Source organism: Halococcoides cellulosivorans, assembly GCF_003058365.1.
Lineage (GTDB): Archaea > Halobacteriota > Halobacteria > Halobacteriales > Haloarculaceae > Halococcoides > Halococcoides cellulosivorans.
In genome coordinates, this window is the sequence record NZ_CP028858.1 from 1,318,012 (window position 1) to 1,336,030 (window position 18,019).

Genomic DNA, 18,019 nt, shown 5'->3' on the forward strand with positions numbered 1-18,019 from the left:
ATCGGCGGCGTCGGTCGTCGTGTGGGCTACTCGTAGGCCTCGACGAACTCACCGACCGCTTTCGAGACGTCACGATGGGTCACGAACGAGGCGATGGCGGCTTTCGCCTCGATGAATCGCTCGGGGTGGGTTTCGAGGGCGTCCGAGCCCACCTGTTCGCGCGAGGCCTGAAAGTCCTGATACTGGTCCTGGAGGAACGGCGGGTAGGCGTCGAGTGAGACGTCCCCACGGGGTGGGATCGCCCCCTTGATCCGGTTGAAGGTTCGCAGTCCGGTGGGTGACCCCGCGAATTCGAGGAACTCGCGAGTGGCCTCCCAGTCGGACTCGTCGATCGTACTCGCGGCGACAAAGGCGTCCATCCCCATCGCGTAGACCCCATCGGTCCCGGGGAACGGGACGTGATCCCAGTCCTCGCGGTAGTCGAAGTCCTCGACGTCGGCGTACTCGCCGCCGACCCAGTCGCCCTGGTGGAAAAACACCGACTCGCCGTCGAGGAACCGCCGGTTGGCCCCGACCATCCCGACGAACGTCGCGTCGTCACTCGCCAGATCGGCGTACGCGTCGAGCAGTTCGATCGACGTCTCGATCGCGCCACGGTGCTCGTGGGGGTTCCCGTCGGTGATCGACCGATAGACGTCGACGCCGAACTGGCCCGTGAGGATCATCGAGAACAACTGCAGCACCGTCCAGGGGTTTTTCATCGGTTGGGCCATGCCCAACTCGCCCGCCTCGTCACAGATTTCGAGCACCTCCAGAAACTCTCGGGGGTCTGAGACGCTCGCCGGATCGATCCCGAGGCGGTCGACCGCCGCCGTCCGATAGAAGAGGTTGTTGATCCGGTGGATGTTGATCGGGATCGCGCGATACGACCCCTCGATCCGAGAGAGTTCGCGCGGACCGTCGAGATAGCCCGATTCCATGTCTGTGTCGGTCCAGACGTCCGTGAGGTCACGGAGCGCGTCGACGTCCGCATATGGGCGAAGACTCTCGCCGGGCCACTCGACCCAGATCGAGGGGGGATCCTCCGCGAGAATCCGCGATTTCACTGAGAGACTCAGATCGTCGTAGAACGTATCCGTCAGGGTGGATCCGGCCGACCGGTCGCGATACTCGTCGAGCAGCGAATCGAGTGGTTTGCGACCGTCGCCGTCCGCCCAGGCGTGGGCGATCTCGACGGTGCCAGCACGACGCCGGTCGGCGTCGGTCGAAGTTGCCATCGCGCCATCGTAGGGGCGTCCTCCTGATAAAATTCTCTGGCCGATTCACAGTCGCGATTTCTGGAGCGATCGGCCTCTCGGGGGTCAGTCCCCGTCGGCGTCGGCAATCGACCCCTCGGCGGGCGCGAGGCGACCGACGTACTCCTGGAGGACGGCGCTCTCGGCGCGGTGGAGCGTCTCGCTCACGGTCGATTTCGCCAGATCGACCCGGTCGGCCAGTTCCGTCAGCGTACAGTCTCGGGGGACGTCGTAGTACCCGGCGTCGACGGCTTCCCTGACGAGATAGCGCTGGCGATCGGTCAGCAGTGAGGATGGACTGATCTCCTGGCGGAGGCGTTCGACACTGTACTCGACGCCAGCGGCCTCGAACTGATCCGCAAGGATGGACAGTCGATCCTGGGGGCCCGTCACCTCGATCGTCGCGCGCCCGTCCGAAATCTCGACGGGCATCTCCAGGGGGACGCCCGACCCACGCGCGGATTCGAGCAGGAGGTGATCGCTGGTCGAGAACTGGACGACGATCTCCGTGCCGCCGCGCTGGAGGAGATCCACCTGTGAGACGGCCTCACGAGCCTCCATCTCGTCGACGATCGGCGCGGGATCGTCGGCCTCGACGATCGCGATCGCCGTCCCCTCGTCGTCGTCACCGACCGCCGCGAGCACGCGAACGCGGGCGTCGGGGTGAGCGCGTGTGAGGTCACCGATCCAGGCGTCAGAGGGAACGGCGATCGCGAGCGTCGCCCGTGGCATATCTGGAGCACGGCCAGGTGACCGAAAAACCGTTCGGGTCGGCGGCGACCGTCCCGATCGATCGGGTGGAATGGGGCAAAGCGCGCCGCTTTTGGGAGTGGCCCGCCGAGCGCGCGTATGGAATGGGACGCCCAGGACCTCGACGGCTTCGAGACGTTTCTCACGCTCGGTCGCGTTGTCACGCCCCGCCCGATCGGGTGGATCTCGACGACTGGACCCGCCGGTGACAACGTCGCGCCGTACAGTTTCGTCACACCGATCGCGGTCGACCCGCCGGTGATCGTCTTCCAGGCCGCCCCCCACCGCGACGGCAGCCAGAAAGACACCGCGCGCAACGTCGCCGCCACCGAGTCGTTCGTCTACAATCTCGTCACCAAGGAGTTGATGGAGGCGATGAACGACACGGCCCGACAGGTCGACGACGAGTTCGCGACCGCGGGGATCGACCCCGCCGAGAGCGTCGCCGTGGAGGCCCCACGCGTCGCCCAGGCCCCCGCCGCGATCGAGTGTTCGCTCCGCGAGACCGTCGACATCGAGGGAACCGCAGTGATCTTCGGGGCGGTCGAACGCGTCGCCGTCGAGGATTCGTACGTCGCAGACGGCCTGCCCGACGCCGAAGCCATCGCGGACGACGTCGTCGGGCACGTCATCGACGACGTGTACGCGACTCTCGACACGTTCCGGAAGGCCCAGCCGGAGTGACCGACTGAGTCCGGTTCGATAACCGGAGGGACTGTCCGAACCGGGCCAGCACATCGTTCTGCATGGTGTCGAGCGGCGGACTCGGTGTCGGAACGTCTCATCGAGTTCTGGGGAAGCGCGGACGAATACTGGGCGGCAGTCGGCGGCGATCCACCGCGGCCCTACTGATAGACCGACACCACCACACACGAACCATGACCACGCTCCACATCACCGTCGGGGACCGAGAACAGCTTCGAGACGAGACGCTTCGTTTCGTGCAGGCCGCCGAGGCCGACGATGTCACCGACCGAGACGGGAAAGCGGTCCTTCAGTTCGGGAGCTACGACGATTTGGTCGACAGTCTCACGCCACTCCGATTGGACCTCGTTCGGGCCGTCGTCGAACACGACCCCGAAAGCATGCGTGAAACCGCCCGGATCGTCGATCGTGACGTCTCCGACGTGCATTCGGATCTGAAACACCTGGAGGTTCTCGGCGTCCTCGAACTCGAAGCGGGCGGCCCCGGCGGTGCGATGCAACCGATCGTTCCGTTCGATCGTATCGAGATACACATCGATTACCCACTCGTCGAAGAGTTCGGCAGCGACGGCACTCCTGCGAGCGCCTGAGTCACCCCAGGTGCGGTTCGTTGTCTGGGTCGTCGAGGAGCTGTCGGACCCCGCGCCGGACGGCCTGATCGCTCTCGATCTCGGGCTCCCAACCGAGCGCGGAGAGTTTCTCGATCGAGAGGCGCATCCGCGGGACGTCGCCGGTCCAGCCCCGATCGCCGCCGGTGTACTCGTGTGTGGGATCGACGCCCATCTCCGAGGCGACGATCGCCGCGATGCGATCGACCGAGGTGGTGGTCCGGGTCCCCAGATTGTAGGTGTTCACCGGCCGATCGGTCTCGCGGATTACGTGACAGATCGCGTCGATGCACTCGCTGAGAGCCATATAGGACTTCTCCTGGCGGCCGTCGCCACGGATCGTCAGCGTCGACGGATCCTCTTGTAGTTTGTAGACGAAATCGGGGACGACGCCCGCGCCGAAGCGGGGGCCGACGATGTTCGCGAACCGGAAGTTCCAGACCGTCATGTCGTGACTGTGGGCGTACACCGAACACAGCGCCTCGTCCGAGAGTTTCGCCGCGCCGTACTCGCTGATCGGCTCCAGGGGGGCGAAGTCCTCGGGGGTCGGGCGCGGGGCCTCACCGTACACCGTCGACGAAGAGGTGTAGACCAGTGAGTCGACCCCGACCGCATCCATGCGTTCGAGGACGCTGTAGGTCATCCCGGTGTTGGTCTCGAACTGCTCGCGCGGGCGGTCGGCGTCGACGTACTTGTCGGCCGCGAGGTGCGCGACCAGATCGACGTCCGCGGTGATGACGTCGGTCAACACGCCGTCGTCGAGGATGTCGCCCTCGACGAAGTCGGCGTCCGCTGGAACGCTCGATCGAATGCCGTTCGAGAGGTCGTCGACGACCACGACCTCGTTGTCTGGAAGGAGTCGCGCTGCGAGTCGCGATCCGATCAGGCCTGCGCCGCCAGTGATCACGACGCGCTGATCCGTGAGATCCATACCCGGCGATTCACCGGCGCGAATAAAGTGGTTGGGTCTCCGTGCCGGAGACGATTCCACGCGTCCCGTTAGTTGAAGAAGAAGGCGCGCATGACGTCGACGACGGTCGGCAGGGGCGCGTCACCAGTCAGATAGTCGCCCTGGGCCGCCATGACCTCGGAGGGCTGGAGTTCGCCGTCCTCGCCCGCGTAGATCGCCGCTGCCGAGGGGTTGGCGAGGAACTGTTTCACGGTGTCGCCCATGTAGTCGCCAGTCGTCAGCGTCCACTCACAGGGCAGTTCGGAACACTTCTCCGGAATGGGTTCGTCGTTGTACGGCGTGCCCACGCTGCCGTCCGTCTCGAAGCCAAAGTCGACCATGTTGGGGTCCCACAGCGGGTCGAACACCCAGGCCGTCGAGTGGACCGGACGGGTGCGCAACCACTCGACGACGTGTTGGCCGTAGTCGGGGTCGTGTTCGGCCCAGTCCGAACCTTCGACGGTCGACTCGGTCACGCCACCACCGGCCGCGAGATCAGCGTCCGGATCGAAGCCCCACTCACTCATGACGACCGGGACGACTTCCCAGGCGGGCCGCTCGTCGTAGGGGACGTCTCCACCGTCGTAGTTGACCGGCGTGACCCAGTCGTCGTAGTCGGCGGGTTCCGTCGGATCGTGAGCGGGATAGATGTGCAGCGTGTACGCCAGGTTCTCGCCGTCGAACTCCTCGATGACGGCACCGGCGGTCAACTGGGAGTACCGCGGTGAGCCGACCAGCACGAGGTTGTCGGTGTGTTCGCGAATCGCGTCGACCCACGGCTGGGCCGTCGTCTTCCAGTTGCTCCAGAAGTCGACGAGCGCCTGCCCCGAAACACCGTAGTTCGGGTTCCCCTGGGGCTCGTTGTACATCTCGAAGATGACGTGGTCCATCTCACCGTACCGCGCGGCCACGATATCCCAGAAGTTGATGACTTCGTCGCTCAGAGCCTCGTTGGGACTGAATTCGCCGCCCTCGGGAGTGCTCCCCCACGGCATGTTCCGGTGGCGGTGGTAGTCGATGATCGCGTACGCTCCGTTGTCGGCACACGCCTGCACCGCGGCGTCGAGGTGCTCGTCCATATACGCGACGAGTTGCTCGTCGGTGAACGCCGGGGGTTCCGGACCCTCGCCGGGAGGGTGCTCCCCGATGTCGACCGGCTGAACCGGCAGGCGCACGACGTTCGTGTTCCAGCCGTCGCTCTCGTCGGTCACCATCTCGATCGCCTGGGCCGCGGTCTTCCCGCGGGCCGGTGCGGTGACGTCCACACGCTTCGGATCAGCGATGTTCACGCCGTGGAGGTCGATCTCTTCGCCGCCGGCCGTCAGTTTGTTCCCGTCGCGTTCGATCGGCGGGAGGTGATTGTCGGCGGCAGCGGCCCCCATCAGCCCGCTCCCGACCGTCATGGCACCCGCTGCCCCCGTCGCTTTCAGGAACGTCCGTCTCCGAACGCTGTCGACTGTCTCCTCCGGTCCCCGCTCCACAGATTGTCGGCGCTCTCGAACCATCGTTTCAGGTATACGCCCGCCGAAACATAAAAGTAATCGGTCTCTATGCGTGACGTCGATCTGTCAACCTCTCCCCGCCCGGCCGCGCGGAGAGAAACGCCTTTGTCTGCCTGGCCCGGCGAGTGGGTGTGTCCGAGCAGGCCGACGCCGGGACCGCCGTCGAGGCGGTCCTGCCCGAATTCACCGACGCGTTCCCGTTCGAGCGGTTCAACGCGATGCAGTCGGCGGCCCTCCCCGCGGTGCTCGAATCGGACGCGAACCTCGTCCTCGCGTCCCCGACCGCCAGCGGGAAAACCGCCATCGCGGAGGCCGCCATCGCGAAGACGCTCAGCGCCGGCGGGACGGCGTGTTTTCTCGCGCCGATGCGCGCGTTGACCAACGAGAAAGAACGCGAGTGGGCCCGGTTCGAGGCGTTGGGCTACACCGTCGAAGTCGTCACCGGCGAGCGTGACCTGGATCCAGCGCGGGCCCGCCGCGCGGACGTGCTCGTGATGACCCCCGAGAAGGCCGATTCGGCGACCCGGAAACACGACAGTCGGCGCTACGACTTCGTGACCGAGGTCGACACGGTCGTCATCGACGAGGTCCACCTGCTCGATTCCGATCGCCGCGGGAGCGTCCTCGAAGTCACGATCGCGCGCTTCCGGCGGCTCTGTGACCCCCGAATCGTCGCGCTCTCGGCGACGATGCAGAACGTCGCAGAGGTCGCGGACTGGCTCGACGCGCCCGAATCGGCGACCTTCGCGTTCGACGATTCGTACCGACCGGTCCCGCTGGAGGCGGGCGTCGAGACGTACACCCACGGCGACAACGCCTTCGCAGACAAGTATCGCCGGCTCTATCGCGCGCTCGACCTGGTCGAGCCACACCTCCGCGAAGATGGCCAGGCGCTCGTGTTCGTCGCGTCCCGACAGGATACGGTCCGCGCGGCCGAGAAGACGCGTGACGAACTCGCCGAACGCGACGTCCCGGTCGGAGCGCGTGGCGATTACGACTTTCACACCGACGCCGAGGCCCTCTCGGACGACACGCTCCGCCAGTCCGTCCTCGACGGCGTGGGCTTTCACCACGCCGGCCTCGCGACCGAGGACAAGAACCTCGTCGAGGAGTGGTTCCGCGACGGGACACTCGACGTGCTGTTCTCGACGTCGACGCTCGCGTGGGGCGTGAACCTGCCCGCACGGTGTGTCGTGATCCGCGACACCAAACTCCACGATCCCCTCGACGGCGAGGTCGAGATGAGTCCCCTCGACGTCCTCCAGATGCTCGGGCGCGCGGGCCGTCCGGAGTACGACGACGTGGGCTACGCCTGGGTGGTCTGCGATCGCTCTGACGAGCGCCGATATCGCCGCCTCCTCGCGGAGGGCCGGCCGATCGAGTCCCGCCTGGCCGACGATCTGGAGACGCATCTCAACGCCGAGATCGCACTCGGGACCATCACCTCGATTTCCGGGGCGATGGACTGGATCGGGTCGACGTTTTTCGCCGTGCGTGCGGGCGACGATCGCGACGTTCGCGCGACCGTCGTCGCAGCGATCGAGGGCCTCGTCGAGCACGGGTTCGTCGAGCGCGACGGCGACCGCCTCGAATCGACCGCGCGGGGCCGTCTCGCCTCGAAACTGTACTTGCGGCTGCAGACTGCACACCGGTTCGCGCGGATCGCCACGGAGGACGATCCGAACGATCGAGACCTCCTCCGGGCGATCGCGACCGCCGAGGAGTTCGACTCCGTGAGCGCGCGATCGGCCGAAAGCGACGCGATCGAGGCCGTCCTCGGGACGGGCGCGAACGCGGGTGAAGACCTCGACGCGGGCGCACGAAAGGTGCTCGCGATCTGTGAGGCGAGTCTCTCGGGGACGATCCCCGCCGCACTCAAATCCGACGCCTGGGTCATCAAACAGAACGCCCTCCGGCTGTGCAACGCGCTCGCGGCCTTTCTCGACCGGTTCGGAACGCCCGAGCGCGCCAATCGCGCGCGACGACTCGAAGCCCGTCTCGAACACGGCATCAGCGCGGACGCGATCGGCCTGACCGCTGTCGACGGGATCGGTGCGTCACGAGCGCGCAAACTCGCGGCCTCCGAGATCGCCTCGCCGTGGGCGCTGCAGTCCGCGTCGATCGAGAGCCTCGAAGCGGCGGGCCTCTCTGCGGGCGTCGCTGAGCGCGTTCACGAGCAATCCCAGGAGTTGCCCGCGATCGACATCGACTGGGAGGGGCTTCCAGACCGGATCGCCCCGGGCGACCAGGAGATTCGCGAGCTTCCGATCGAAAGTGTGGGTGGGGGCGCTCACGCCGGGATTCGCGTGACGGCGAACGGCCGCGAGATGACTAGCGACGAGACGTATCTGGGCGAGACGACGGTGCCTATCGCGCTGTTCGGGGCCGACACCGACGCCATCGAGATCGAGATCAGCGTCACCTTCCCCCGAGAGCCGCTCCCGACCGTCCGGGAGTCTCGGACGGTTGTCGTCGAGTAGAGGTGTCTACCTCCCCACCCCGTGCAGGTAATTGCCAAAGATAGATACCCAACCAGTCCGAGACAATTTCGATATACATTCTTGAACCAACCGTCTCGTCTCCCAAATCCCGTGACCAATTATAGTGAGATTCAAAACATAGATATATTATGCAGTCAATTCGACCAAATGAATCGATTACCTCGGATGGGGTCACAGTTACGTGCAAAACCGGTGAAGACTGCCATACAGAGATGGAATGCGTCCCAGAAGGACATTATGCGCGTAATATTTGCGACGATCATCCAGCATAACCAATATAAAGGGCCCACGTATTCACAATGAGTTTAAATCTATTCAATGGAATAATGATTGTGGGGATCATCGTGTCTGCCGTCTCCACTGGTTATGGACTCGTCGTCGATGGAGTCAATACGAACACACTCGGTGGGATCGCAATGACGGTGGCGTTCGGTTTTTCCTTGGCCTATATAGATATTGAACCGACTGGCTTCGTAAAATATAGCGTTCTCGGCGGGGCGGCCGTCGCATACGGGGCGTCGATTCTGCTTTTCCTCAATCAGCTCCGAGTATAATCGGGCTCAAGTAGAAATTGGCGATCCTATCACTACTCCTAGATATTTTGGATCCGCTTCCTCACAGACGGTCAGGCCGTAAAGTCGCCACTCCCCGTCATTCAATCAACGCGAGCAGGCGCTCTCGCAGCGTCGCGGGGTCCCCGACGAGTTCGTCGGGCACCGACCGGTCGACGCCGTCGTGGACGCCGGTGTACCCGATCGTGTACGCGCCCGCGGCGACGGCCGCGCGTGAGCCGTTGGTCGAGTCCTCGACGGCGACGCAGTCGGCCGGTGATTCGCCCAGGGCGTCGATCGCGCGCTCGTAGACGTCGGGTTCGGGCTTGCCGCGCTCGACGTCGGCCGCACTCGCGATCGTATCGAACGCCTCGGTGAGGTCGAACGATTCGAGCACGAGGTCGATCCAGTCGTGAGGCGAGGAGGTCACGAGCGCGACGCTGGCCCCCCGGTCGTGGAGCGCGTCGACGAGTTCGGGAAAGCCGTCCATCAGACCGGCGTCACCGCCGTAGATCTCCCGTCCGGCCGCCTCGAAGAGTTCGTCACACCGCTCGCGGTCCACAGCGGTCTCGTAGTTCGCGTCGAGATAGTCGTAGATCTCCCGGTAGTACATCCCAGTGATCTCCGCGGGATCGGCCGATCCGTCGGGGACGACCGCGGGCAGGATGGTCTCGCGTTTGTGGCGCTGCCAGGCGGCCTCCGAATCGATCACCACGCCGTCCATGTCGAACAGGACTGCGGCCATGGACCGACTGCGGGGGCCGAACGGATAGTCCTCCCGCTCGGGTGGAGTGACCGGGCCGGACCGATCGAGTCGAGAGGGACCGAATTTTGTACACGTCGCCCGTGATCGACCGTATGGACATTGGGCGAACGCTTCGGGACGGGTTTCTCACGGGGATCGTATTGCTCGCACCGCTGGCGATTACGATCGCAGTCCTCTCTTTCCTCTATGGACGGCTCACTGGATTCACCGAGTCGCTGCTCGGTCTCGTCGGTGTCGCCTCGACGCCGATCATCAACGCGCTGGCACTGATCGTGCTCGTCCTCGCGATCGTGGGGATCGGAATCGTCGTCCGACGAGGTCTGGTCGGCGTGTACCTGATCTCGGGGTTCGACCGCGTGATGGAGACGATCCCGGTGGTCCAGGCGATCTACACCGCCGCGCGGCAGGCCTCGAACGCGCTGATCGGTCACGAAAACCAGTTCGAACGGGTCGCACTCGTCGAGTGGCCTCGCGAGGGCGTCCACACCATCGGCTTCGTCACCGACGATACGCCCGCAGAACTCGCGACCGCCCTCGACGATCGACCCCACTACAACGTCTTCATCCCGATGAGTCCGAACCCTATGGGTGGCTTTCTCGCGATCGTCCCCGAAGAGCGTCTGACCATGACCGACGTCAGCGTGGGACGCGCACTGCAGATGGTGATCACGACCGGGATGAGCAGCGAGAACGAGCTCTCGATCGACGACCTCCGGACGATCTGACCGACCGGGGTCCGGGATTGGTGACGGTAGGTTGAAATCAAGGCCCCTCTATGCCCCGGTATGGGTTGGTACGCCATCCAGCGGGTGGACGACGCGATCGATCTCACACGCGATCGCCTCTGGCCGATAGAGCGGGGGACGTGGCTCCGATTCGCCCTGATCATGTTCTTCGTCGGTGGGGGCGGCGTCGGGGTCCCGACGTTCGGCCAGTCGTTTTCAGGGGGCGACCCTGGATCGAGCGATCCCTCCGTCGGCCTCGGTGCGATCCCCGAATGGGTCATCGTGGCAGTGGTCGCGCTCGTCATCCTCGGAATCGCCCTCGCGCTCGCCCTCGGAGTGATCGGCGCGCTGATGGAGTTCGTCTTCGTCGAGAGCCTCCGATCGGACCGAGTCGAGATTCGCGCCTCGGGCCGGCAGTTCGGGCCCAAAGGGCTGCGCCTGTTCGGATTTCGTCTGGCGATCGGCCTGATCGTCGTCGCCGTCTTCGTCCTGCCGATCGTCCTCCTCGCCGCGGTGTTCTACGGCGGTGGCGCTGTCGCGTTCGCTTCGCTGCTCGTGATCTTCACGCTCCTCTCACCGTTCGCGTTCGTGTTCGCCTTCGTCGTCGGGGTGATCGATGGGTTCACCACCCACTTCGTCGTCCCGATCATGATCCTCGAAGATCGTGGCGTGCTCTCCGCCTGGAAGCGGTTCTGGGGCCCACTGAAACGCGAGTGGAAACAACTCGTGGTCTACCTCGTCGTGATGTTCGCGATCAGCGTCGCCGTCGGCCTCCTCGGTGGGATAGCCGGCTTCGCCGTCGCCATCGTGCTGGCCGTTCCTCTCGCGGTCTTCGTCGTTCCGATCGGAATGATGGTGATCGCCGTCGGCAGTGGCCCGCTACAAATCGCCGGACTCGTCGCCATCGTCGTGCTCGTCGCACTCTACGTGATCGCGTTGGTCGTGACGGGGCTCCTGATCAACACGCCTCTCGAAACGTATCGCCGGTATTTCGCGTTGCTCGTACTGGGTGATATCGACGACGAGTTCGACATCATCCCCGACCGACGGCCCGCGATCGAGGGGTGAACAGCGGCTCCCGACACGCTCTCGGAGCGTTCCGGAATCGTTTTGGCCCGTCTTCGCACAGCCCCCATATGACGACCCACTCGACTCGGGAGTTCGTCGCCACGGATCGACTGATCGACCGCCCGACGGGAGGCCGATCGTAATGGTCGACGTCGAGTCGTTCGTCGCGGACGCTCGCGAGGAGATCGCAGCGGAGATCGGAGCGGGCGAAGCGATCATCGCACTCTCGGGCGGCGTCGACTCCTCGACGGCCGCCGCGCTCGCGTACGACGCCGTCGGTGACCAACTGACCCCGGTCTACGTCGACACGGGGCTCATGAGAAAAGGCGAGACCGAGCAGATCCGCGAGACGTTCGCGTATATGGACTCGCTGCGCGTGATCGACGCCCAGGAGCGGTTTCTCGACGCGCTGGAGGGCGTGACCGATCCCGAGGCAAAACGCCACGCGATCGGTGAACAGTTCATCCGCGAGTTCGAGACCGTCGCCCGCGAGGTCGGCGCGGACCACCTCGTCCAGGGGACGATCTACCCCGATCGGATCGAGTCGGAGGGCACGATCAAGTCCCACCACAACGTCGGTGGCCTGCCCGAGCGGATCGATTTCGAGGGCATCGTCGAGCCGATGCGCGATCTGTACAAAGACGAGGTCCGCGAGGTCGCCCGCCACCTCGATCTCGACGCTCTCGTGGCCGAGCGGATGCCGTTCCCCGGGCCCGGACTCGCCGTGCGCATCATCGGTGAGGTCACCGACGAGAAACTCGCGGTCGCGCGCGAGGCCACCCACGTCGTCGAAGACGAACTCGACGAGTACGACCCCTGGCAGGCCTTCGCCGCCGTGCTCGGCAAGGCCACCGGTGTCAAAGGCGACAACCGCGTCCACGGCTGGGTCGTCGCCGTCCGGTCGGTCGAGTCCCGCGACGGCATGACTGCCCGCGCTCAGGAAATCGACTGGGAAACGCTCCAGCGCATCCAGTCACGGATTACGGGCAGCCACGATGCGGTCGCCCGTGTGGTCTACGACGTGACCCACAAGCCGCCCGCGACGATCGAATACGAGTAGCGTCCGCGGCGCTCGACCACGAGGAGCAGTCCGTGAGGCTCAAATCAGTCGCTCCCGGAGCGTGCCCATGCACGTCGTTCTCGCCGGTCGCCACACGAACGGACTCCAGGCCGCTCTCGACGACGCCGAGTGTTCGGTCAGTCACATCGACGAGGTCGTCGATCGGTCCGCTCTCGACGACGCGGACATCGAATCGGCGGACGTCTATCTCCTCACCGAGATGGATCAGGCGACGACGATTGCGGTCGCGAAAGACTGCAATCCCGACGTTCGCGTCGTCGTCTACGACGACGCCTCACTGCCCGATTTCGCCAGTCGGCAGACCGACGTCGCGGTCGATCCCGCACTCGTCGATCCCGAGACGGTCGTCGAGACGCTGACCGAGGACGCGGCCTGACACGGAGAACCGATCGGGTCCACTATCGTACAGAGCTCAAGCGCTATCCTCGGGGTCGAACGAGAGTGCGGCGTCGTTGATGCAGTACCGCTTGCCCGTCGGGTCGGGGCCGTCCTCGAAGACGTGGCCCAGATGGCCCTCACAGCGCGCACACACGACTTCGGTGCGCTCCATGCCGTGGGATCGATCGGGACGCGTCTCGACGGCGTCGCTGTCAGCGACGTCCGCGAAACTCGGCCACCCGGTCCCGGAGTGGAACTTCGCGTCCGAGTCGAACAGGACCGCCTCACAGCCCGCACACCGGAACAGCCCGTCCTCGTCGACCTCGACGAGGTCGCCGCTGAATTTGGGTTCGGTCCCGGCCTCGCGGAGGACGTGATACGCGCGCTCGGAGAGTCGCTCGCGCCACTCGTCGTCGGTCTCGGGGAGGTCGTCTGTGTTGGCCATACTGGAGGAAGGCCCCCCAGCCCCAAGAACGACGGCCTGCCGGCAGGACGGGCGCCCGGCCGCGAGACCAGGACCCGACTCAGGCGAGCAGGTCCTCGATGGCCTCCATGACGGAGGGCTTCTGGAACGGTTTCGTGATGTAGCCGTCCGCGCCGGCCTTGACGGCCTCTTTCATCTTCTCTTCTTGACCGACGCTCGTACACATCACGATCGGGATGCTCGGATCACGCTCTTTGATGTCCGCCGTGGCCTCGATGCCGTCTTTGATCGGCATCACGATGTCCATCATGATCAGATCGGGGTCGTGTTCCTCGGCCAGTTCGACGGCCTCGACCCCGTTTTCGGCCTCGGCAGCGATCTCGAAGTCGGTCGCGAGGATTTCCTTCAGAAGGTTTCGCATGAATTCCGAATCGTCCACGATAAGGACGCTGTCGACCATTGCGTATGTGATCGGTTCGCGCCGTCAAGAATGTTGGCGTCTGGACCCGACGACAGCGGCCAATCACGACCGGGTCTCGGGCACGATCAGCCCGATCGTATCACTCGGGGAGATATTCACACCGGTCTCGCCCGGAAGTTCTGCGATCGGCGCGCCGTCCGCGACCAGACTCGCCGGGCCGTCGACGGTGATCGTCACCCCGTCGACCACCCAGTGGTCGGGATCGGTCTCGAACGGGCCCATGGGCGCGATAGCCAGCAGGTCGGCATCACGGGACAGTACTGGCGCGCCGACCGAACGGGCGTAGTCGGCCGATCCCGTCGCCGTCGCGGCGACGACGCCGTCGGCCCGAACGCGATCCAGACGACGACCGTCGTCCTCGACCGTGACGGTCGCGACGCGATCGGGGCCGTCGGCAACGATCGCGAGGTCGATCAGCGCCCGGTAGCGGTCGGGATCGACGGACGCGACCGCGATGGGAAATCGTCGGAGTGTCCACGCTCCCGATCGAAGCGCCTCGATCGCCGCCTCGATGCCGTCGGTCGCGACGCCCGGAACGTCTCCTGGCGGGTCGACGGGGAGGATCGTCTCTGCACCCGCTGCGATCGCCGCTCGGAGGCCCGCACGCCCCACTGCGGCGACGGCGTCCGCCTGCGCTCGCTCGACGACGGGGATCGCCGGCGGTGGGTCACCCCCCGGATCGACCCAGGCGAGCGAGAGGGCGGGTGACGGCTCGGCCATCGCCGTGGGTTCCGCCGAGACTCCCAAAAGGGTGCCGACTGGCGACGGAAGGGAGTCTTTATATCGCGCGATGGCACATCGATCCCTATGCGGGATCGACTGGCGTCGTGGCGACCGCGCATCGACGAGGCCATCGAATCGCTACTCCCGCGAGAGATCGACGAGGAGTATCTGCAGCGGTTTTTCGGTGATCCGTCGTACGCGTACGACCCCGATGCCCTTCAGATCGCCCTCGCCGATCCGATGTGGGACCTCCTCGATCGCGGTGGGAAACGCTGGCGGGCCGTCCTCTTTCTCGTCCTCGTCGACGGGTTGGGGGCCGACCCCGACGAGTTCGTCGAGTACGCCTGCATTCCGGAGATTCTCCACAACGGGACGATCGTCGTCGACGACGTCGAAGACGGCGCGGAGATGCGCCGCGGCGACACGGCGTTACACCTCGATCGGGGGACCGACATCGCGCTCAACGCCGGTAACGCGATGTACTTCCTGCCGCTGAAGGTCATCACGCAGAACCCCGCGGGTCTCGATGCTGCGACGCGACTCGAGACCTACGAGATGCTGATGCACGAACTCAATCGGACGCATCTCGGCCAGGGGATGGACATCGCCTGGCACAACGAGCCGGAAATCCACGTTGGCGAGGACGAGTACCTCGAAATGACGGCGTGCAAGACGGGGTGTCTCGTCCGGATCGTCACCCGTCTCGCGGCGATCGTCACGGGTCAACCCGACGACGTCCAGGAGACCCTGGGTGCGTACGCCGAAGACCTCTCGATCGCGTTCCAGATCAGCGACGACGTCCTCGACATCGAAAATACGCTCGACCAGGCCGGTGAGTTCGGGAAAGCGTTCGGCAACGACATCCGCGAGGGCAAGAAGACGCTGATGGTGATTCACGCCGCCGAGCACGCCGACCCCGAGTCGGTCGCCCGCCTCGAAGAGATCCTCTGGGCCGAGGAGACCACCGACGACGAGGTCGTGGAGGCCATCGACATCCTCCAGTCGACCGACAGCGTCGAGTACGCGCGCGACCGGGCCGCCGAGTTCGCCGCCTCGGCGACGGCCCATCTCGACGATCTGGATCTGGATCCCGAGGCCGCCGACGCGCTCGAAGCGTTCGCCACCTACGTCGTCGATCGCGACCGCTGAGGCCGCTCCCACGCGTGCGGGTCACTATCCTCTGTCGGCGTCGAACCGGTCAAGAGTCTCCACGTCGTAGCCAGGCGCGTGAGCGACAGTCGATCCGGACCGCTAACGGTAGACCGCCCGGACGCCGAGTCGGCGTTCCGGGTCGACGCGCCGTTCGACCCCGCCGGCGATCAGCCAGACGCGATCGACGAGTTGGTCGCGGGCTACGAGGCCGGACACGACGAACAGACGCTGCTGGGCGTGACGGGATCGGGCAAGACCAACACCGTCTCGTGGGTGATCGAACAGCTGCAACAGCCGACGCTGGTGATCGCCCACAACAAGACGCTGGCCGCTCAACTGTACGAGGAGTTTCGAACGCTGTTTCCGGACAACGCCGTCGAGTATTTCGTCAGCTACTACGACTACTATCAGCCCGAGGCGTACGTCGAGCAAAGCGACACCCACATCGAGAAAGACGCCTCGATCAACGACGAAATCGATCGCTTGCGCCACTCCGCGACGCGATCGCTGCTGACTCGCGAGGACGTCATCGTCGTCGCCTCGGTGTCGGCCATCTATGGGCTGGGTGACCCTTCCCAGTACACCGACATGGCACTCCGCCTGGAGCGGGGCCAACAGATTGGTCGCGAGGAGGTCATCGCCCGACTGGTCGATCTGAACTACGAGCGCAACGACGTCGACTTCACCCAGGGGACGATCCGCGTGCGGGGCGACACCATCGAAGTCTACCCGATGTACGGCCGGTATCCCGTGCGCATCGAGTTCTGGGGCGACGAGATCGATCGACTGTGCAAACTCGATCCGATGGAAGGCGAGGTTGTGAGCGAAGAGCCGGCCGTCATGGTCCACCCCGCCGAACACTACTCGATCCCCGACGAGCACCTCCAGCGCGCCATCGAAGAGATCGAACAGTTGCGCGACGACCGTGTCGCGCACTTCGAGCGCCAGGGCAATCTCGTCGCCGCCCAGCGCATCGACGAGCGCACGACCTTCGACCTGGAGATGCTCGCGGAGACGGGCTACTGTTCGGGCATCGAGAACTACTCGGTCCACCTCTCGGATCGCGATTCGGGCGATGCCCCGTACACGCTCCTGGATTACTTCCCCGACGACTTTCTGACGGTGATCGACGAGTCCCACCGAACGGTCCCCCAGATTCGCGGGCAGTACGCAGGCGACCGCTCGCGGAAGGAATCGCTGATCGAGAACGGATTCAGACTGCCGACCGCCTACGACAACCGGCCGCTGACCTTCGACGAGTTCGAGGAGCGCACCGATCGGACGCTGTACGTCTCCGCGACGCCCGGCGAGTATGAGCGCGAGCAGAGCGGCCAGATCGTCGAACAGATCGTCAGGCCGACTTACCTCGTCGATCCCGACATCGAGGTCGCGCCCGCCGAAGGCCAGATCGAAGACCTCCTCGACCGGATCGCCGCGATGCCCGAGGACGAGCGCGTGCTCGTGACGACACTCACCAAGCGCATGGCCGAGGACCTCACCGAGTATCTCGACGAGGCGGGCGTCGACGCCGCGTACATGCACGACGAGACCGACACGCTCGAACGCCACGAACTGATCCGCTCGCTCCGCCTGGGCGAGATCCAGGTGCTCGTCGGGATCAACCTCTTACGAGAGGGCCTGGACATCCCCGAGGTGTCGCTGGTCGCGATCCTCGACGCCGACCAGGAAGGATTTTTGCGGAGTGAGACCACGCTCGTCCAGACGCTGGGGCGGGCCGCGCGCAACCGCGAGGGGCGGGCTGTCCTCTACGCCGACGACTCTAGCGACGCGATGGAGGCCGCGATCTCGGAGACCGAGCGCCGTCGCGAGATCCAACGCGAGTTCAATCGAACCCACGACGTCGAGCCGCAGACTATCGAGAAGCCCGTCGGCGAGACGAACCTCCCCGGCAGCGAGACTGACACCTCGGAGGCGGCAGGCGTCGATCCCGAGGACAGCGAGGCCGCCGCCGAACTGATCGACCAGCTCGAACAGCGCATGGACGAGGCCGCAGGCAACCTGGAGTTCGAACTCGCGGCGGACATCCGCGATCGAATCCGAACGCTCCAGCAGGAGTTCGACCTCGGGGCGGACGACGTCGGCGTCCCGCCCGAGACGGGCGAATTTTAATTGACCTGCACGGGGATCCACCAGACCCGCGAGCGCCCACCGACTTTCTTGCTCGTCACGTCGGTCGTGTCCTCCAGATCGTGGAGTTTGTTCAGCGCAGTGCGTCGCGAACAGCCGAGTTCGTCAGCGACCTCGCTGGCGGTCAGCGGTTCCGCGTAGTCGTCACGATCCTTGAACACCTCGATGACGGCTGATTCGGTGTATTCGACGTCACGGCCGGGAGTTGCCATAGCGGCAGTATGTGACCATACCACATAAACACCTACCTTCGTGGGTACACCAGTCCCGTC

Annotated in this window: 18 protein-coding genes; 9 read left to right on the plus strand and 9 right to left on the minus strand. The window is 65.2% G+C overall.

Annotated features, from left to right (window positions below; all coding sequences use genetic code 11):
- Positions 1–26: 26 nt before the first annotated feature.
- Positions 27–1,217, minus strand: a complete 1,191-nt coding sequence (locus HARCEL1_RS06525) for an ABC transporter substrate-binding protein (RefSeq protein WP_108381749.1) — start codon at positions 1,215–1,217, stop codon at positions 27–29.
- 84 nt (positions 1,218–1,301) lie between these two features.
- Entirely contained in the window at positions 1,302–1,967 is a 666-nt protein-coding gene (locus HARCEL1_RS06530; RefSeq protein ID WP_108381750.1) for a helix-turn-helix domain-containing protein, read from the minus strand.
- A 117-nt stretch (positions 1,968–2,084) separates the two neighbouring features.
- Here HARCEL1_RS06530 and HARCEL1_RS06535 point away from each other — a divergent pair, with 117 nt between their 5' ends.
- Both HARCEL1_RS06535 and HARCEL1_RS06540 read left to right on the plus strand, forming a co-directional pair.
- Entirely contained in the window at positions 2,085–2,669 is a 585-nt protein-coding gene (locus HARCEL1_RS06535) for a flavin reductase family protein (RefSeq protein ID WP_108381751.1), read from the plus strand.
- Positions 2,670–2,863: 194 nt separating this feature from the next.
- The gene (locus HARCEL1_RS06540; RefSeq protein ID WP_108381752.1) at positions 2,864–3,280 is read left to right on the plus strand and encodes an HVO_A0114 family putative DNA-binding protein; all 417 of its coding nucleotides are present in this window, start codon (positions 2,864–2,866) and stop codon (positions 3,278–3,280) included.
- A 1-nt stretch (position 3,281) separates the two neighbouring features.
- On the opposite strand, the gene HARCEL1_RS06545 is transcribed toward HARCEL1_RS06540, so the two are convergent.
- Together HARCEL1_RS06545 and HARCEL1_RS06550 are read right to left on the minus strand one after the other, a co-directional pair.
- Positions 3,282–4,229 carry an NAD-dependent epimerase/dehydratase family protein gene (locus HARCEL1_RS06545; protein WP_108381753.1) on the minus strand — a complete coding sequence of 316 codons (948 nt, stop codon included), beginning with the start codon at positions 4,227–4,229 and terminating at the stop codon, positions 3,282–3,284.
- Positions 4,230–4,297: 68 nt separating this feature from the next.
- A complete protein-coding gene (locus HARCEL1_RS06550) occupies positions 4,298–5,650 on the minus strand; it encodes a glycoside hydrolase family 5 protein (RefSeq protein ID WP_233357427.1) in 1,353 nt (450 codons plus the stop codon).
- 230 nt (positions 5,651–5,880) lie between these two features.
- Here HARCEL1_RS06550 and HARCEL1_RS06555 point away from each other — a divergent pair, with 230 nt between their 5' ends.
- Positions 5,881–8,229 carry a DEAD/DEAH box helicase gene (locus HARCEL1_RS06555; RefSeq protein WP_233357428.1) on the plus strand — a complete coding sequence of 783 codons (2,349 nt, stop codon included), beginning with the start codon at positions 5,881–5,883 and terminating at the stop codon, positions 8,227–8,229.
- A gap of 672 nt (positions 8,230–8,901) precedes the next feature.
- Here the strand turns inward: HARCEL1_RS06555 and HARCEL1_RS06565 are convergent.
- Complete coding sequence (locus HARCEL1_RS06565; protein WP_108381756.1) at positions 8,902–9,546, minus strand: HAD family hydrolase; 645 nt, start codon at positions 9,544–9,546, stop codon at positions 8,902–8,904.
- Positions 9,547–9,659: 113 nt separating this feature from the next.
- Here HARCEL1_RS06565 and HARCEL1_RS06570 point away from each other — a divergent pair, with 113 nt between their 5' ends.
- From HARCEL1_RS06570 to HARCEL1_RS06585, 4 genes are all read left to right on the plus strand, one after another.
- Positions 9,660–10,292, plus strand: a complete 633-nt coding sequence (locus HARCEL1_RS06570) for a DUF502 domain-containing protein (protein WP_108381757.1) — start codon at positions 9,660–9,662, stop codon at positions 10,290–10,292.
- A 60-nt stretch (positions 10,293–10,352) separates the two neighbouring features.
- Positions 10,353–11,360 (plus strand): DUF7544 domain-containing protein, encoded by a 1,008-nt coding sequence (locus HARCEL1_RS06575; protein WP_108381758.1) that lies wholly within the window; start codon positions 10,353–10,355, stop codon positions 11,358–11,360.
- A 142-nt stretch (positions 11,361–11,502) separates the two neighbouring features.
- The gene (guaA, locus tag HARCEL1_RS06580; RefSeq protein WP_108381759.1) at positions 11,503–12,420 is read left to right on the plus strand and encodes a glutamine-hydrolyzing GMP synthase; all 918 of its coding nucleotides are present in this window, start codon (positions 11,503–11,505) and stop codon (positions 12,418–12,420) included.
- Between the two features lie 67 nt (positions 12,421–12,487).
- The gene (locus HARCEL1_RS06585; RefSeq protein WP_108381760.1) at positions 12,488–12,817 is read left to right on the plus strand and encodes a DUF7126 family protein; all 330 of its coding nucleotides are present in this window, start codon (positions 12,488–12,490) and stop codon (positions 12,815–12,817) included.
- Positions 12,818–12,853: 36 nt separating this feature from the next.
- On the opposite strand, the gene msrB is transcribed toward HARCEL1_RS06585, so the two are convergent.
- From msrB to HARCEL1_RS06600, 3 genes are all read right to left on the minus strand, one after another.
- On the minus strand, positions 12,854–13,264 hold the full coding sequence (gene msrB, locus HARCEL1_RS06590; protein ID WP_108381761.1) for a peptide-methionine (R)-S-oxide reductase MsrB: 411 nt from the start codon (positions 13,262–13,264) through the stop codon (positions 12,854–12,856).
- Between the two features lie 79 nt (positions 13,265–13,343).
- Positions 13,344–13,703, minus strand: coding sequence for a chemotaxis protein CheY (cheY, locus tag HARCEL1_RS06595; RefSeq protein WP_108381762.1), 360 nt, complete (start codon positions 13,701–13,703; stop codon positions 13,344–13,346).
- A gap of 63 nt (positions 13,704–13,766) precedes the next feature.
- A complete protein-coding gene (locus tag HARCEL1_RS06600) occupies positions 13,767–14,444 on the minus strand; it encodes an NAD(+)/NADH kinase (RefSeq protein ID WP_108381763.1) in 678 nt (225 codons plus the stop codon).
- 87 nt (positions 14,445–14,531) lie between these two features.
- On the opposite strand from HARCEL1_RS06600, the gene HARCEL1_RS06605 reads away from it, so the two are divergent.
- Together HARCEL1_RS06605 and uvrB are read left to right on the plus strand one after the other, a co-directional pair.
- Positions 14,532–15,596, plus strand: a complete 1,065-nt coding sequence (locus HARCEL1_RS06605) for a polyprenyl synthetase family protein (RefSeq protein WP_108381764.1) — start codon at positions 14,532–14,534, stop codon at positions 15,594–15,596.
- 78 nt (positions 15,597–15,674) lie between these two features.
- On the plus strand, positions 15,675–17,729 hold the full coding sequence (uvrB, locus tag HARCEL1_RS06610) for an excinuclease ABC subunit UvrB (RefSeq protein WP_108381765.1): 2,055 nt from the start codon (positions 15,675–15,677) through the stop codon (positions 17,727–17,729).
- Here the strand turns inward: uvrB and HARCEL1_RS06615 are convergent.
- Complete coding sequence (locus tag HARCEL1_RS06615; protein WP_108381766.1) at positions 17,726–17,959, minus strand: HTH domain-containing protein; 234 nt, start codon at positions 17,957–17,959, stop codon at positions 17,726–17,728. The two genes, uvrB and HARCEL1_RS06615, sit on opposite strands and share 4 nt — an antisense overlap.
- Positions 17,960–18,019: the final 60 nt, after the last annotated feature.